Source organism: Streptomyces pseudoechinosporeus (assembly GCF_054783935.1).
In genome coordinates, this window is sequence record NZ_BAAGPS010000080.1 from 139,090 (window position 1) to 154,983 (window position 15,894).

At 71.1% G+C, this 15,894-nt stretch carries 12 protein-coding genes and 1 pseudogene; 6 read left to right on the top strand and 7 right to left on the bottom strand.

Annotation, left to right across the window (positions count from 1 at the left end):
* The first annotated feature begins 106 nt into the window (after window positions 1-106).
* Window positions 107-3,085: a SpoIIE family protein phosphatase gene (locus tag ACYVO6_RS44265; protein ID WP_461071766.1), complete on the top strand. Its 2,979-nt coding sequence runs from the start codon at window positions 107-109 to the stop codon at window positions 3,083-3,085.
* A 155-nt stretch (window positions 3,086-3,240) separates the two neighbouring features.
* On the opposite strand, the gene ACYVO6_RS44270 is transcribed toward ACYVO6_RS44265, so the two are convergent.
* From ACYVO6_RS44270 to ACYVO6_RS44285, 4 genes are read right to left on the bottom strand one after another with little or no spacing between them, the layout of a single operon-like run.
* The gene (locus ACYVO6_RS44270; RefSeq protein WP_461071768.1) at window positions 3,241-4,206 is read right to left on the bottom strand and encodes an ABC transporter permease; all 966 of its coding nucleotides are present in this window, start codon (window positions 4,204-4,206) and stop codon (window positions 3,241-3,243) included.
* Complete coding sequence (locus tag ACYVO6_RS44275; RefSeq protein WP_461071770.1) at window positions 4,199-5,443, bottom strand: quaternary amine ABC transporter ATP-binding protein; 1,245 nt, start codon at window positions 5,441-5,443, stop codon at window positions 4,199-4,201. Before ACYVO6_RS44275 ends, ACYVO6_RS44270 begins: the two co-directional genes overlap by 8 nt.
* The gene (locus ACYVO6_RS44280) at window positions 5,440-6,438 is read right to left on the bottom strand and encodes a glycine betaine ABC transporter substrate-binding protein (RefSeq protein ID WP_461071772.1); all 999 of its coding nucleotides are present in this window, start codon (window positions 6,436-6,438) and stop codon (window positions 5,440-5,442) included. Before ACYVO6_RS44280 ends, ACYVO6_RS44275 begins: the two co-directional genes overlap by 4 nt.
* A complete protein-coding gene (locus tag ACYVO6_RS44285) occupies window positions 6,422-9,562 on the bottom strand; it encodes a DUF3604 domain-containing protein (RefSeq protein ID WP_461071774.1) in 3,141 nt (1,046 codons plus the stop codon). The genes ACYVO6_RS44280 and ACYVO6_RS44285 overlap by 17 nt, the downstream gene beginning before the upstream one ends.
* A 176-nt stretch (window positions 9,563-9,738) precedes the next feature.
* On the opposite strand from ACYVO6_RS44285, the gene ACYVO6_RS44290 reads away from it, so the two are divergent.
* Both ACYVO6_RS44290 and ACYVO6_RS44295 read left to right on the top strand, forming a co-directional pair.
* A complete protein-coding gene (locus ACYVO6_RS44290; RefSeq protein WP_033329136.1) occupies window positions 9,739-10,638 on the top strand; it encodes a LysR family transcriptional regulator in 900 nt (299 codons plus the stop codon).
* A 98-nt stretch (window positions 10,639-10,736) separates the two neighbouring features.
* Window positions 10,737-10,874 carry a hypothetical protein gene (locus ACYVO6_RS44295; RefSeq protein ID WP_461071776.1) on the top strand — a complete coding sequence of 46 codons (138 nt, stop codon included), beginning with the start codon at window positions 10,737-10,739 and terminating at the stop codon, window positions 10,872-10,874.
* Between the two features lie 57 nt (window positions 10,875-10,931).
* On the opposite strand, the gene ACYVO6_RS44300 is transcribed toward ACYVO6_RS44295, so the two are convergent.
* Window positions 10,932-11,489 (bottom strand): MmyB family transcriptional regulator, encoded by a 558-nt coding sequence (locus tag ACYVO6_RS44300; protein ID WP_461071778.1) that lies wholly within the window; start codon window positions 11,487-11,489, stop codon window positions 10,932-10,934.
* Window positions 11,490-11,687: 198 nt separating this feature from the next.
* Between ACYVO6_RS44300 and ACYVO6_RS44305 the strand changes: the two are divergent.
* The 3 genes and pseudogenes from ACYVO6_RS44305 to ACYVO6_RS44315 form a co-directional block, all read left to right on the top strand.
* Window positions 11,688-12,080 (top strand): annotated as a pseudogene (locus tag ACYVO6_RS44305) (molybdopterin cofactor-binding domain-containing protein); the annotation flags it as partial.
* 215 nt (window positions 12,081-12,295) lie between these two features.
* Complete coding sequence (locus ACYVO6_RS44310) at window positions 12,296-13,438, top strand: XdhC family protein (RefSeq protein ID WP_461071780.1); 1,143 nt, start codon at window positions 12,296-12,298, stop codon at window positions 13,436-13,438.
* Window positions 13,439-13,511: 73 nt separating this feature from the next.
* Window positions 13,512-14,204, top strand: coding sequence for a TetR/AcrR family transcriptional regulator (locus ACYVO6_RS44315; RefSeq protein WP_461071782.1), 693 nt, complete (start codon window positions 13,512-13,514; stop codon window positions 14,202-14,204).
* A gap of 13 nt (window positions 14,205-14,217) precedes the next feature.
* On the opposite strand, the gene ACYVO6_RS44320 is transcribed toward ACYVO6_RS44315, so the two are convergent.
* A complete protein-coding gene (locus ACYVO6_RS44320; RefSeq protein ID WP_461071784.1) occupies window positions 14,218-14,820 on the bottom strand; it encodes a hypothetical protein in 603 nt (200 codons plus the stop codon).
* A 237-nt stretch (window positions 14,821-15,057) separates the two neighbouring features.
* Window positions 15,058-15,765, bottom strand: a complete 708-nt coding sequence (locus tag ACYVO6_RS44325) for an SDR family NAD(P)-dependent oxidoreductase (RefSeq protein ID WP_461071786.1) — start codon at window positions 15,763-15,765, stop codon at window positions 15,058-15,060.
* Window positions 15,766-15,894 lie beyond the last annotated feature (129 nt).

Genomic DNA, 15,894 nt, shown 5'->3' on the forward strand with positions numbered 1-15,894 from the left:
CCTTCACCTTCACCGCTGTTGATACCCTGTGGCGCCGCCCGGGGATGAGCGTGAGAATCCTGCGAAGCAAGGTTTTGAACGAGATGAGAACGATAAGGTCCGCGGCATGAACGCAAGGCTGGCGTTGCTGAGCACGGTTGTCCCCGGTGTCACGGAAAGTGAAGTCTTCCGGCTCGCACTCCAGCATGCGGTGGGCGAGTTGGGCGCCTTGGGCGGAACGGTTCATCTTCGTGGCCCCATGTCCGCGCTGCGCCTGGTGTCGGCGGCCGGTCTCCCTCCCGCCCTCACCCGCCCCTGGGAGATCCTCGACCAGGAGGGCCCGCTGGCCCCGGCGCGTGCCCTGCACCAGGGCAGTGGTGTATGGGTGCCGCTGGAATCCGACGGGCTCGCCGACCCGGCCGCGGGCTCGCCGACCCGGCCGGCCGGACTTCCGGCGGAAGCGGCGGACGTCACGTGGCCCGGCACCGGCCTGGCCGCCCTACCGGTGTTCAGCGGGGACCGCAGCATCGGCGCGCTCACCCTCCTGATGGGCGACGGGGGCGAGCCCACCCCGGAGCAGTGGGACTTCCTGCGGGCCGTGATCGCCTGGACCGAGGAGCGCATGGTGCAGGCGCCGCCGCCGTCCGGGCCCTCCCAGACGGAGCTGAGCGGAGAGCGCCTGCGGCAGGCGATGAAGGAGGTCAGCGTCGGCTCGTGGGACTGGAACATCCAGACCGGCGACCTGATATGGGACGAGGCGGCCCTGGAGCTCTATGGCACCAGGCCCGAGGACTTCACCGGCAAGATCGAGAACTGGATGAGGATCGTCCACCCCGACGACCTGGCGCCGACGCTGGCGGCGGCGCAGCGGGCGATCCGGGAGCACGGCGTGTACGAGGCCGAGTACCGGGTGCGCAAACTGGACGGAACATGGGGCTGGACACAGGCCCGCGGCAGGGCGACGTACGACGAGCAGGGCGAAGCCCACCGGATGATCGGCGTGGGGTGGGACAGCAACGAGCCCCGTTCCACGCGTGACGCGCTCAGCCGGGCCCTGCGCCACATGAGCGACGGCTTCCTGGCGGTGGACGACGAGTGGCGGATCACCTTCGCCAACCTGGAGGCGGAACGCACGCTCGGCTTCTCCGAGGAGGAGTTGTTCGGGCGCACGCTGTGGGAGCTGCCCTCCGCACTGCAGGTCCCCGGCCTGGAGAGCCGCTGCCGAGAGGCCGCGGCCGAGGAGAAGCCCGCCGGGTTCGACGTACACATGCCGGACAACGGGCGCCGCTATCACGTGCGGATTGTGCCGGGACCCGACGGCCGCACCCTCTACTGCACCGACGTCACCGAGAAGCGGCGCCTCGCGGAGGAGCACCAGGCCGCCGAACGCGCCGCGTCCGAACGGGCGGCCCGGATCGCGGAGCTGACCACGGCACTCGCCAAGGCGATGACTTCACAGGACGTGGTGGACGCGGTCGCCCTGCGGGTGCTGCCGCCGTTCGCCGCCACCGGCCTTGTGGTGCAGGTGCGCGAGGGCGACCGGCTGTGCAACGTCGGATCCGTCGGCTACCCGGACGACTTCCTCGACCGGCTCGACAGCCGCGAGCCGATACAGCCCAACCCGCTCTGGGACGCGATCCTGGCCGGCACGCCGCTGTTCCTGTCCTCCCCGCAGGAATTCGCCACGCGTTACCCCGGCCGGGCCGACCTGCCCGGCCACGCCGGCAAACAGGCCTGGGCGTTTCTGCCGCTGACCGCGTCCGGTCACACGTTCGGGGTGTGCGTCGTGGCCTTCGACCGTCCGCGCCGCCTCACCGACGAGGAGCGCACCCTGCTGACCACGATCACCGCCCTTGTCGCGCAGGCCCTGGAAAGGGCCCGGCTCTACGACGCCGAGCACGGCCGGTCCCGCGAACTCCAGCGCAGTCTGCTTCCCCGCGGCCTGCCCGACCTGCCCGCGTGCACGGCCGCCGCCCGCTACCTCCCCGCGGGACAGGGCATGGACGTGGGCGGCGACTGGTACGACATCATCCCGCTCTCCGGCGGACAGGTCGCCCTCGTCGTCGGCGACGTCATGGGCCACGGTCTGCCCGAGGCGGCCACGATGGGCCGGCTGCGCACCGCCGTCCACACCCTGGCCGATCTCGAACTGCCCCCCGACGAGATCATGAGCCACCTCAACGACATCGTCGGTGGCATGGGCGAGGAGTCGTACGTCACCTGCCTGTACGCGCTCTACGACTCCACCACCCAGGTCTGCTCCATCGCCCGCGCCGGGCACCCGCCGCCCGCCCTCGTCCACCCCGACGGCACCGTGCACTTCCCGGAGCTGGCCGCCGACCCACCCCTGGGCGCGGCGGAACCGCCGTTCGAGACGGTCGAGGTGGCCGTCCCCGAGGGAAGCCTGCTCGTCCTCTACACCGACGGCCTGGTCGAGTCGTCGAAGCGCGAGATCGACGAGGGCATGGCGGATCTGGCCCGGCTCCTGCGCACGGCCCACGAGGACGGAACCGACGCGGAGCTGGAGCGCCTCTGCGACACCCTGACGGCCGGCCTGCTCCCCTCCGAGCACCAGGCGGCCGACGACGCGGCGTTCCTCGTCGCCCGCCTGCACGCCCTGACCGGCGACAGGATCGCCTCCTGGCCGCTCCCCGAGGACCCGAAGGCGGCCGGCCAGGCCCGCCGCCACGTCCGCGAGCAGCTCTCCGCCTGGGGCCTGGACGGCCTGACGCCCACCACGGAGCTCCTGGCCAGCGAACTCGTGGGCAACGTCGTACGCCACGCCAAGGGCCCGGTCCGCCTGCGCCTGCTGCACGGCGCCGAGCTGATCTGCGAGGTCTTCGACGGCAGCCTGACGATGCCCCGCATGCGCCGCGCGACGGAAACCGACGAGGGAGGCCGTGGCCTGCAACTGGTCACGGCGCTCTCCCAACGCTGGGGCACGCGCTACACGCCGACAGGGAAGTGCATCTGGACCGAACAGGCCCTGCTCGGCCCCGACAGTCACAAAGAACCGCCGCCCCCTCCCCTGGACCTGGCGTTCCTGGACCCCCAGGACTTCGACGGAGATCTGGACGCGCTCCCCTTCGGGGACCAGGGCCTATAGGCCCACGCGTCCTGGAGCGTACGGAACACTCATCCGGCCGACTGGCGGGCGGTGTGCTCATCGCCCGGTTCCGGTGCGGGCTCGGCTGTGGTGCTCGACGGTCGCGATGCCCGGCCCGCCCGCAACGGCCTCCGGCGCGGCCGGAGTTCGGAGGCTCAGGAGGGAGCTCCCTTCACCAGGTCCCCGGCACCCGCGACTGTGGGTTCCAGGTCCGCGGACTCATGGTCCGGCGACACCGAGTCGGAAGAGGAGGTGGCGGTCGCCGCCGGGCGGCGGAGCAGCAGCCGTCGAGGGCGGAGCCCCGGTGTCCCGAGGCCGCTGGTGACCCGGTCGAGGAAGATCGCCAGGATCACCACCGACAGCCCGCCCTCGAAGCCGGCCCCGATGTCGAGCTGCGTCACACCGCGCACCACGACCTCGCCGAGCCCGCCCGCGCCCACCATGCCGGCGATGACGACCATCGACAGCGCCAGCATGATCACCTGGTTGACGCCCGCCATGATGGACGGCATGGCGAGCGGCAGTTGCACCTGCCGCAGCACCTGCCGGGGCCGGGACCCGAAGGCGTGCGCGGCCTCCACGATCTCCTGGTCGACCTGCCGGATGCCGAGCTCGGTCAGCCGTACCGCGGGCGGGATGGCGAACGCCGTCGTCGACACGACGCCCGGCACGACGCCGATGCCGAAGAAGAACACGGACGGGATGAGGTAGACGAACACCGGGAGCGTCTGCATGAAGTCCAGCACCGGCCGCGCCACCGCGCTGACCCGGCCGCTGGTGGCCGCCCACATCCCGATCGGCACGCCGATCACGACGGCCGCGGTCGCGGCGATCAGCACGACGGTGAGGGTCTGCATCGTCGCCGTCCACAGTTCCATGGAGTCGACCAACAGGAACGCCAGGACCGTGAAGACCACGAGCTGCCAGTGACGGGTCGCGAGCCATGCGATGACCGCGAAGACCGGGATCATCACCCCGGAAGGAGGGGTGTGTACGACCCAGTAGACGGCGTCCACCGCCGAGGTCGCCGCCGACGCCAGCCCGTCGAACACCCCGCCCAGGTGGCGCAGCAGGAACTCGATCATGTCGTTGACGTACTGCCCGACCTGGATCCTAGGCATGACCGCTCCTCCCCGGCATGGCGATGGCGGACAGGATGGCCGCCCTGGGCACGACACCGAGCAGCCGCCCGTCCTCCACGACCGTGACCGGCACGATGTTCCGGCCCGCGAGGTGGAGCAGGTCCGACAGGGGCAGGTCCGGCGGCACCGCGTCGAACGTGTCCACCACCCGCCCTACGATGTCCGGCTCACCGTCCCGCAGGGCGGCGGCCAGGTCCTCGTCCCGCGCCACGCCGAGCAGCCGCCCGTCGTCGCCCAGGACGAAGACGCCGTTCGCCTCGGCGTTCGCCAGCCGGTCAAGGACGGCCGCGGGCGCCTCGCCGGCGCTCGCGGTGAGCAGCGCGGGCCGCATCACCGCGCCGGCGGTCAGCACCCGGGACCGGTCGACGTCGGACACGAAGTCGCTCACGTACGCGTCGGCGGGTGAGGAGAGGATCTCCGGTCCGGTACCGCACTGCACGACGCGGCCGTCCTTCATCACCATGATCCGCCCGCCGATCCTCATGGCCTCGTTGAGGTCGTGGGTGACGAAGACGATGGTGCGCCGGCGTTCCGCCTGGAGCCGGAGCAGCAGATCCTGCATGTCCCGCCGGATCAGCGGGTCCAGTGCGCTGAACGGTTCGTCCATCAGCAGGATGTCGGCGTCGGTCGCCAGCGCGCGGGCCAGACCGACCCGTTGCCGCATGCCTCCGGACAGCTGGTGGGGGCGTACGTCTCCGCGGTCCCCGAGGCCCACCTGGTGCAGTGCCGCGTCGGCCCGTTCCAGCCGTTCCTTCGCCGGGACCTGCCGGATCTGCAGCCCGTACGCGGCGTTCTCCCGTACGGTCCGGTGCGGCAGCAGCGCGAAGTGCTGGAAGACCATGCTGATGTGACGGTTCCTCAGCTCGCGCAGGGCGGCCGGCTCCATGCCGGTCACGTCGGCGCCGTCGATCCGCAGCGTCCCGGACGACGGCTCGACGAGCCGGTTGACCATCCGCAGCAGCGTCGACTTGCCGGAGCCGGACAGGCCCATGATGACGAAGAGTTCGCCTTGGCCCACGGTGAACGCGACGTCGTGGACGGCGAGGTTTCCCCCGGCCGCGGCGACCGACGGCGCCGGGCGGGCGCCCTGGAGCAGGGCCGCCGCCCGGGGTTCGGAGAGCCCGTACACCTTGCTCAGTCCGGAGCCCTCGATCATCGCTGTCGTGGCCTCCGTGGGCGGGGCCGGGGACTGCGCCGTCGGGAGTCCTGGGCTCATGACGCGTCAGCCCCGAGCACCGCCGCGGCACCGTCCTCGCCGTCCACGGTCTTGACGCCGAAGAGCCACTTCTTGACGTCCTCCGGGTGCGCGTCGATCCATGCCGCGGCGATCTCCTTCGCCGACTGCTTCTTGTTGTCGAACGCGTCGATCCACGCCGATGCCGTCGCCGCGTCGGTGCTGACCTGGGACAGGAAGCGGACGACGTTGGGGTCCTCCTTCTTCAGCCCGGACCGGGTGAGCGTGCGGATCTCGCCGGCGCCGGGCCAGACCTTCTGCGGGTCGGCCAGGAACGTCACGTCCCACTTCACCACCATCCAGTGCGGACTCCAGGCCAGGAAGACGACCGGCTGGTCCTTGGCGACCCGGCGGGTGACCTCGGCGAGCATGGCCTCGGTGCTGCTCGGGACCAGCTTCCAGTCGCCCAGTCCGTACGCGTCCTTCTTGATCGCGTCGAGGATGGCCTGGTTGCCCGGCGTGCCCGGCTCGATGCCCAGGATCTCGTGCTTGAACAGGTCGCCCTTGGCGTCGAGGTCCGCGAGGGAGCTGATCTTCAGCTCCTTCGCCATCGCCCCGGGGACGCCCGGGGCGTACTGCGTGCCGGTGAGCACGGTGCCCGACACCGCGACCGACCCGTCGTCGATCATCTTGCCGTACACGCTCTCCTGCGACGGCCACCAGTTGCCGAGGTACGCGTCCGCCTTGCCGGTGGACAGCGCCTGGGCGCCCAGCGGGACCGCGACCTCCTGGACGGAGGGGGAGTAGCCGAGCTTGGTGAGGATGTCGCTGACGATCTGGTTCTCGACGACGAGGTCCGCCCAGGGCTGCTGGACGAGGCGGACCGCTTTCGATTCGCCGCCGGAGCCGGAACCGGAGCCGAACGAGCTGGAGTCGCCGCTGCCGCAGCCCGCGAGCAGCAGCGGAATCGTGAGGGCGAGGGAGAGGACGGCGGTGAGCCGTCCGCGTGAGCGGGATCTGCTACTTCTGGGGAGCATGGGGTACATGGGGTACATGGGGCACGTTCTCCTGTTCGAAGGGCGAAGCGGTTCCGAAGGGGGAAGCGGTAGCGGGTTCACGCCCCGTCGGCTCTTCGGGGTCCACCCAAACGGGAGATGACCAGGCCATCTCGCCGTCGATCTGGATGACTCGTACGTAGTAGTACGCGGCGCCGCCGGGATCGTCCGTCCACGTCAGCCGCCGCTCGGTCCCGCCGAGCGAGGTCAGCCCGCCGGTCCCGCGGCCCAGGCGCAGTCGCCCGCCGTCCCCGCCCGGCATCTCGACCGCCCCGGCCAGCAGCTTGCCCAGCGCGACGGTCATGCCGCCCTGCGCGGTCTCCAGGACGGCCGTGGCCTCGGGCGGGCCGGTCAGGGTCAGCTCGATCCCGCCGCGCTGCGAACCGTACGGCTCACCGAAGGACTTGGTGTACGCCGTCCACCGCACCAAGTGGTCGTCGGCCAGGGTGACTTCGGGGCTCCAGAACGGCGTCCGTACGATCGTGCCGCCGTCGACGCGCAGGCTCCCGCTCCAGTCGGTGGTGACGCCGCTCTGCCCGAACTCCACGCGCAGCGGCAGCTCCACCCAGCCCTCCGGCAGGACCGGGTCGGGGGCCAGGCTCTGGATGGTCTCGCCGCCCCGGACCAGCTCGATCCGCGCGAGGTCCCGGAAACCGCGAGCGTAGACCTCGATCTCGACGGGCCCGTCGCGCCGGATCTCGCTGCCCATGAAGGCGCCGCCCACCCGTACGTCGACGATGACGTCCCGGGTCGTCGCGCCGAACACCCGGCGGGCTTGTAGGGCATCGAACACGCCCTGCCGGGTGAGCCGTTCGGCGAACGCGCCGACGTAGCTCGCCCCGTTGCCGTGGTCCGAACTGGCGATCAGCCCGAAGCGGTGTCCCCGGCGCAGCCCGTCCAGCACGAACGTCCCGTCGAGCGTCCCGTCCGAGTACTGCCGGAAGCAGCCCTGCTGCTCGTAGTTGCCCCGGCACGCCTGGAACACCTCCACCAGGCGCAGGAACTCCGGGTCCTGGTAGTCCCAGTCGTACGGGATCATCGCCGAGCCCGGGTGGTGCGGAATGGTGAGCGCCGGATAGCGCGGATGCCGCCGCAGGCTCGCCCACAGCTCGTCCGGGGTCTGCGAACCGGCCGCGAACGACGAGTAGATGGGCGCGCCGCGCTCCTCGGAACCGTAGATCACGTTCTGGTGCCCGGTGTTGCCGGTCCATTCGAAGCCGTACATCGGCACGAAGCGGTCGTCGACCCGGAAGAGGTCGGCGATCTTCTGGATCGACCACCACTGGTAGGCGCTGCTGTTCTCGGAGTGGTCGGTGACCGCCCAGAAGTCGTAGTCGCAGACGTCCCAGCCGTAGCGGTAGAAGTCCTCCAGCGACGGCTCGTCACCGGAGGTGCACCGGCTGACCAGGGAGTGGCGGTGCAAGTCGCCCCAGTACAGGGTGAGTTCGGTGCCGTCGACCTCGGTGCGGTGGCGGGGGCTGGGGGTGTCGGCCCAGGAGCGGGCCTCACGGCGGTCGCTGCTGGCCACCACCGGGACGCGGCGTGCGGCGTGCGCGGGGCGGCCGTCGGCGGGAAGGACCGCGGAGCTGATCGCGCCGACTCCGTGCATCCCGTGCCAGACCACCGACCCCAGGTGCTCCAGCAGGTTCGGGCACTCCCGGCCGCCGAAGCCCTCCGTCCAGGTGAGGCTGCGCTCCAGCCTGCCGTCGGTCTGCCAGGCCAGCAGCACACCGTCCCCGGCGCGCGCCACCGCGACCTCTTCCAGCGTCCCGTCGCTGCCGCCGAAGGTGACGGGGCGGGACCAGCCGTCGGGGCCGAGCGTCTGCGCGGCGACCTCCCAGTAGTACGTCATGAGGGGCAGCCGCCGGTGGGTGCGGTACGCGACGGTCAGCCCGCCGGACGCGTCCGCGGCCAGCCGGGGCAGCCCGCCTGGTACGACATCGAGCCCTTCGGCCAGTACGCCGTCGGGCTCCAGCAGCCCGTCCTCCGTCACCCGCACGACCCGCAGCGACGCCGTCACCTCGGGCAGCAGTTCCGGCGGTACGGAGTCGCCGCTGTCCCGCATGCCGATGACCCCCGGCGCCTCGGCGAGCTCGGCCACCGGTCGCAGCCGGGTCGGCCCTGAACCGCCGTGCCCGTGCACGGCGATGACGTCGAACGCGCACCAGAGCCCGCCGTCCGCGGTCACCGCGAGGCTGGGGTGCAGCGCGTAGTCCGTCCCCGAACTCACCGGCCGCACCGGCCCCAGCACCCCCGAGCCGTCCGCGACGCACACCACCACCCGGTACGACCCGGCCACGTACTCCGACCAGGCGTACGCGCTGCCGCCGTCCGGCAGAGCCGCCACCGCCGGATCCCAGGCGTTGCCCGCCGCGCCCTCGCTGACCAGCCGGACCCCGCCCCACGCCCCGTCCCGCAGACGCCGGGACCAGATGCCGAAGCCGGATCCGTGCGGGCCCTGCCACACCACCTCGATGCCGCCGTCCGTGTGCGCGACGACCTCTTGGTTGAACGATGGGTGGCCGGTCCCGCTGATCCGCTCAGCGGCACCCCACCCCGAGGTGGGATCGAAACGGTGTGTCCACACGTCCACGTGACCGTCCGCGTCCGCCCGCCCATAGCAGACCCAGGCGCCTCCCTCGGAGTCGAAGGCGGCGGATGGCCGGAAACAGTCGGACGGCTCGTCGTTCAGTACGACCGGCACCGCCTCGGCGCCGGGGCCGTCCGCCAGCGCCGCGACGACGCGCTCCCCGACCTCGTCCTGCCACTCGATCCACGCGTACAGGACCCGGCCGTCGTCCGCCGCCGCGACCGCCGGGCGGGCCGCCGAGCGCGGTGCGCACACTGCCCGGCCGGGCAGCCTGCGGTGGCCCGCGAGCCGGCCCGCGGTGCTCAACTCCCGCTCGGCGGCGGCCAGATACTCGGTGAGCCGTCCGCCGCCCTCGTCGACCCACATGTAGCGCAGCGGATCGGGGTCCAGCACCGCGACCACGGCCGAGATGTCCGTACAGTCGTCGATCGCCGCGGCCAGGCGGCGGTTGAAGGCGAGCACGCGGTCGAGGTCCCTGCGCTGGCTCTCGGTATAGCCCGCCTGGTGGTGGTCCATGCCGCAGCAACTCATCATCAGGAGGCGTCCCTTCAGGGCGGTGAAAGACCGGCGGGGGAGAGGTGAAGGCACCGTCGCCTCTTGGCGGGAAACGATCCCGCTCCGGCAACGGTCCGCACAACGGCTGCGCCCGGTGAAGGAAGACCAGTTCTTGACAATTCACATAGGATCCGCCTATGGAACGTCGCCAGCTGGAATATTTTCTAGCGATCGTTCACAGCGGGGGGTTCACCAACGCCAGCCGTCGTCTGCGAGTGGCGCAACCCTCCCTGTCGCAAGCGATCCGGGCGCTGGAACGCGACCTCGGCACGCCCCTGTTCCACCGGCTGGGCCGCGGTGTCGGCCTCACGGCGGCCGGTGAGGCGCTGGTCCGCCCGGCGCAGCAGGTGCTGCGGGACTTCGCCACGGCGCGGGCCTCGGTGAACGCCGTGGTCGGACTGGTCGGCGGACGGCTCGACATCGTCGCGCTGACGACGCTCGCGGTCGACCCGCTGGCCGAGCTGATCGGCCAGTTCCGGGAACGGCACCCGTTGGTCGACGTCCGGGTCACGGACCCCGAACACGATGACGCGGTGACCCGGATGGTCCTCACGGGCGAGTGCGAACTGGGGCTCGCCGAGTCCCCGGTCGGCCTGGACGGCCTTGATCATCTGCGCCTGCCCGAGCAGGAGTTCTTCGCGGTGCTGCCGCCGGGGGCCCAGCAGGACGGCCAGCAGGCCGTGGACGTCGCCGCGTTGGCGGCCTTCCCACTGATCTCGACACCGGAAGGTACCGCCATGCGCGCCCTCGTCGACCACGTACTGACCGTCGACGGCAAGCCGCCGCGCGTCGCGGTCGAGACCCCGCATCGCGCCGCCATCGTCCCCCTCGTCCTGGCCGGTGCCGGAGCCACCCTGCTGCCGCGCCGGCTCGCGGAGGACGCGGCCGGCCGGGGCGCGGTCGTCATGCTGACCGAGCCGCGCCTGGTCCGCAGCGCGGTGATGATGTGGCGCTGCGAGCAACTGTCGCCCGCGGCCACCGCGTTCGTGGACCTGTGCCGCCAGGGCGCGGCTCCGAAGGGGCCTGTTGTGCAGTAGCGTCCCGGGGCGACTGGGAGGGCCTGCCGACACGGGACGAACTCGGCCTGCTCGACCAGCCGGACGGCACGACGATTCGCTGACCCAGGAGACCGAACGTGACATCAACGGCAGCGCCCGCGACGGTTGTCGTGGACGGAGGGTACGAGCTCGCCGAGGGCGGTCGCTGGGTCGACGGCCGGTACGTGTACGTCGACATTCTCCAGGGGATCGGCGGCCGGCGGGGCCGACGCTGAACGTACCCTTGAGCGCGCGCTTGGCCAGGCGCCTCGACAAGCCCGAAAGGCCGGCTCTCATCGACTCTTATGTCGGTTGGGCTCTGTGGCCGGGGGCTGTGTTGCTGCCCAGCTGGCGAGGAGCTTGAGCCGGTCTTCGTCGGCGGTGCCCGGCTCGGCGGTGTAGAAGGTCAGTTCGTGCACCGCCCGGTTGGACACAGGTAGGTCCAGAGCGCGGAAGGTCAGCTCCAGGCGGCCGACCTCGGGGTGCTGCAGCCGCTTGACGCCCTCGTGGCGGATGCGGACGTCGTGCCTGGCCCACCTGGTGCGGAACTCGGGGCTGAGCGTGGACAGTTCGCCGATGAGCTCGCGCAGGACCCGGTCGTGGGGCTCGCGCGCGGCTTCGGCGCGCAGCAGTGCGACGGTGGCGTTCGCGCCGTGGTCCCAGTCGACGAAGAAGTGCTGGGAGCCGGGGTCGAGGAAGAAGTAGCGGGGGAAGTTGGCGCGGTCCTGCTCGTCGGTGGTGTCGCTGTCGAGCATCGGCGCGTACAGGGCTCGGCACAACGCGTTGCTCGCGACGATGTCCCCTCGGCCGCTGCGTACGAAGGCGGCGGACATCGTCACGGAGTCGAGCATCCAGTGGACGGCGGGAGGAACCTCGACGTCCTTGCGGCGGGGTGGCCTGCGACGGGCGGGCCGGGCCGCCCGGGCCAGGTCGAACAGGTAGGTCCGTTCGTCCTCGTCCAGCCGCAGTGCCTGGGCGACCGCGTCGAGAACGTCCTCGGAGACGCCGCCGATGTGGCCCTTCTCCAGCCGCGTGTACCACTCGGTGCTGACGCCGGCGAGAACCTGGTGCGGGTGCGGCGGATGCTCGGGGTGTACGACGCCGGCCGCATCATCAGCCCCAAGCTCGCCGACAGCCAGGCGATCGGCGGCATCGTGGGCGGTATCGGCGCGGCCCTGCTGGAGCACACGGTCACCGACCACCGCGACGGCCGGATCGTGAACGCCAACCTCGCCGACTACCTCGTGCCCGTCAACGCCGACGTCCCCGAGGTCAGGGCGATCTACCTGGACGGCGAGGACAACGACGGCAACGCGCTCGGCGTCAAGGGGCTCGGCGAGGTCGTCCAGGTGGGTGTGGCGGCCGCGATCGGCAACGCGGTGTTCAACGCCACCGGCCGACGGGTCCGTGAACTGCCCATCACCGCCGAGGCGTTGCTCTGAGCCGAGGCCCGATACGGGCCCCCGGGCGGTCGGTTTCGTGGTGAGACGGCCGCCCGGGGTGCTCACCCGACCGTTCGGCGGCTGACCATGCCCGGCCGCCGGACCCCCGGGCCGCCGCCGTGTCACTCCCCCCGACGACACAGCGGCGGCCCACCTCCCAAGCCGTCCCACTCCAAGAATCGTCGTCCCCCGTCGTCTCACACGGAGACCCGCCCATGCTGAACATCGCGGACACACTGCACCGCTGGTGCCGCGAGGCACGCCCCTTCGCCCTGGCCACCGTCGTCGACGTCACCGGCAGCGCACCCCTGCCTTCCGGTACGTCGGTCGCGGTGGACGAGGACGGCAACGCGGTCGGCAGCATCTCCGGCGGCTGCGTCGAGGGCACGGTCTACGAACTGTGCCGGCAGGTACTGCGCGACCGCGGTGCTCCGCAGCGCGCCCGGTTCGGGTACTCCGACGACGACGCCTTCGCCGTCGGCCTGACCTGCGGCGGCGAACTCGACGTCCTCGTCCAGCGCATCGATCCCGTGGCCCAGCCGCAACTCGCCGCCGCCCTCGCCGACGTGGTGCGAGGCCGGCCCACGGCGGTGGCACACATCGTCGACGGCCCTGACCGGCTTCTCGGCGCCACCCTGAGCGTTCTCGGTGACAGCTGGATTGCTGACGGGACGCTGGACAAGGGGTCCACAGGGTGGGCGGTGGCGGACCGGGCCACAGCCCTGCTACGGGCAGGACGCACCGCGCTCACCTCGCTCGGCGGGGACACGGACACCTGCCCGGAGCGGCTCTCCATCCTCGTCCACGTGGCAGCCACCCGCCCCCGCATGCTGATCTTCGGCGCCGTCGACTTCGCCGCCGCCCTCAGCCAGGCCGGCCAATTCCTGGGCTACCGGATCACCGTCTGCGACGCCCGGCCCGTCTTCGCCACGACCGCACGCTTCCCGCACGCGGACGAGATCGTGGTCGACTGGCCCCACCGCTACCTGCAACGCACGACCGTGGACGAGCGCACCGCCGTGTGCGTCCTCACCCACGACGCCAAGTTCGACATCCCCCTGCTGCGCCTGGCCCTGGACCTGCCCGTCGGCTATGTCGGCGCGATGGGCTCCCGGCGCACCCACGACGAACGCCTGCGCCTCCTGCACGAAGTCGGCGTCACACAAGGTCAGTTGGCCCGGCTGCGCTCACCGATCGGCCTCGACCTCGGCGCCCGCACCCCCGAAGAGACCGCGGTTTCCATCACCGCGGAGATCATCGCCCACACCAACCGCGCAAGCGGCCTGCCCCTGTCCGACCTGTCCGGCCCGATCCACCGCATGCCTGCCGCAGGCCAACTGACGGGGACGGCAGGTTGAGACACTTCGCGCTCCGAGTGACCAGCATGGCATCAAAAATGGATAGGCCAATCCGATTGCTAGACTGGCTGGTATGAACCCTGGCGCCCAGCACCCCGACGGTCCCGCCGCTCAGCCTCTTCGCAGTGACGCCGAGCGCAACCGGGAGCGGATCATCGCCGCCGCACGGACGGTATTCGCGCGCGACGGCCTGAGCGCCTCCATGGCGTCCGTGGCCCGCGAGGCGGGCGTGGGCATTGCCACCATGTTCCGCCGCTTCCCCACGAAGGAGGAACTGGTCGACGCCGTCTTCTCCGACCGCATGGGCGCCTACGCCGACGCGGTCACCGTCGCCCTGGACGACCCCGACCCCTGGAACGGTTTCGTCGGTTATATCGAGGCCGCCTGCGCGATGCAGGCCGCCGACAACGGCTTCGCCGACGTCCTGACCATGTCCTTCCCCACCGCCAAGGTCTTGGAGCAACGCCGCAACGAGGCGTACCAGGCCATGCTGCGCCTCATCGACCGCGCCAAGGCCACCGGCCGCCTGCGCGAGGACTTCGACCCCTCGGACCTGGTACTGATCCATATGGCCAACGCGGGCGTCGTCAACGCCACCGGCGACGCCGCCCCGGATGCCTGGCGACGCGTTGTCGCCCTGTTCATCCAGTCCCTTGAGGCCCCGGCGCGCGGCCCCCTGCCCGCCTCACCCGGGCACGAACCCCTTTACAAGGCCATGCTCCGCGCCGGCCAGGGCACCACCACACCGCCGGGCAAGAGCAGCTGACCTCAGGGCCGGATCACCGTGCCGAGGCGCGGCATAACAGCAACATATCGACGAAGAGTGCCAAGCACGGGGCGTGGTAGCTGGTAGCGCGGGTCAAGGACCTGGTGCTGGGTGCGGTTCCGGATCGATCAGGCACGGCCGATGCGAAGGACTTCCTGTTGATCGTGATCATGGCCGGGCGGCGGGGTGACTCCCCGCAGTTCGAGGTCGTCCCGCCGTGTGAGGGGGCGGGGCTCGGGATGGGCAGACCCTGGCCCCGCATTTCGCAGGTCGCTGGTTCAGGTCTGTGGCCAGCGGGTTCGTCCGGCCGCATCGGCAGGGTGCCGGGGTTGCCGATGCGCGGGGAGCCGGGGATGACCGTGGCGCTGTCGACGCCTGCGGAGGGGGTGTAGCCATCCCGGCCGTCCAGGAAGACCTCGCTGTACAGCGGGCCGAAGACCATCGCCAAGGGAGCGCCGGTGTTTGCCTGGACCCTCTGCAGCAGATCGGCGGCCACGCTGAAGTCGTCGAAAGTCAGTCCCTCCTCGTCGCGCATGCGGGCCAGAAAGTCCTTGAACGCCTTGACGAGACGTACCGCGCGGGGGTTGATCAGTGCCGGGTCGGTGGTCGTGGTCATGAGGGTCTGTTCCTCGAAAAGGTGGGGGGAACGGGGCGACGGGGGCATCAGCAGGCCGAGGGTGTCAAGGCATGAGCCGCTCACGGGACTTGGTGGCCTTCATGACGCCGGAGGCCGCGAACCGGGCGGCCGGCAATGTCCAGCGGAACGGAACCCTTCTCCTTGATCGCGCCGCGGACCGGAACACCGCGGCGCGATCAGGGTTCGATGAGGGGGCGGGTACGGCTCGGTGTGCTGTCAGCCGCGGGGGAAGCCGTCGTCGTCGAGCTTGAAGACCACCTCGGCCTCGTCTCGCTTGGTGGTGTGCAGCTCCCAGTAGAGGGGAGTGATCTGCTCGGGCCGGGCCGCCTCCACGCCGGGGATGACGGAGACGCCGATCGAGGAGTCGATGCCGATGTGGGCGGCCTGGATGCCGGTGTCGGCGTCGGCCAGCTCCTTGTGCAGGTTCATCACCCAGTTGCGCAGCGCCGCGGCGGCGGCGTTCACGTTGGCGACCCGCGGGTCGGGCCAGATCGAGCCGGCGCCGGTGGTGTAGAGCAGGGTGCCCGCGCCGGCCTCACGCATCGCGGGCAGTACCGCCTGGGTGGCGGCGATGGCGCCGTACAGCTGGAAGTTCATCTCGAACTCCACGTCCGAGGGTTCGGTGGTGGCCGGAGCGGTCAGCGTGGTGACGCCGAACGTCCCCACCGGGGAGTACTCCAGGACGTCGATCCCGCCGAAGCGTGCGGCGGCGTCCTTGAGCGCCTGGGTGAGCGCGTTGCGGTCGAGCACGTCCGCGGGGAACGCGGCGGCGGTGATGCCCTCGGCCGCGAGCTTGCTGACGAGGCCGTCGAGCTTGTCGCGGTTACGGGAGATCAGGGCGACGTCGAAGCCCTGGGAGCCGAAGGTGCGGGCGATGGCCAGGCCCATCTGGGGGCCGGCTCCGACGATGGCGATGCTGGTCACAGCAAGTCCTTTCTCGGAAGACTCATGACAGCGGAAGCCGGATAGTTCTATCCACTTCTTGAATCGGATAGGCCTTTCCGGTTCACTGTCGCCACCGTAGCACGAAAATGGATAGGGCGATCCAATTGG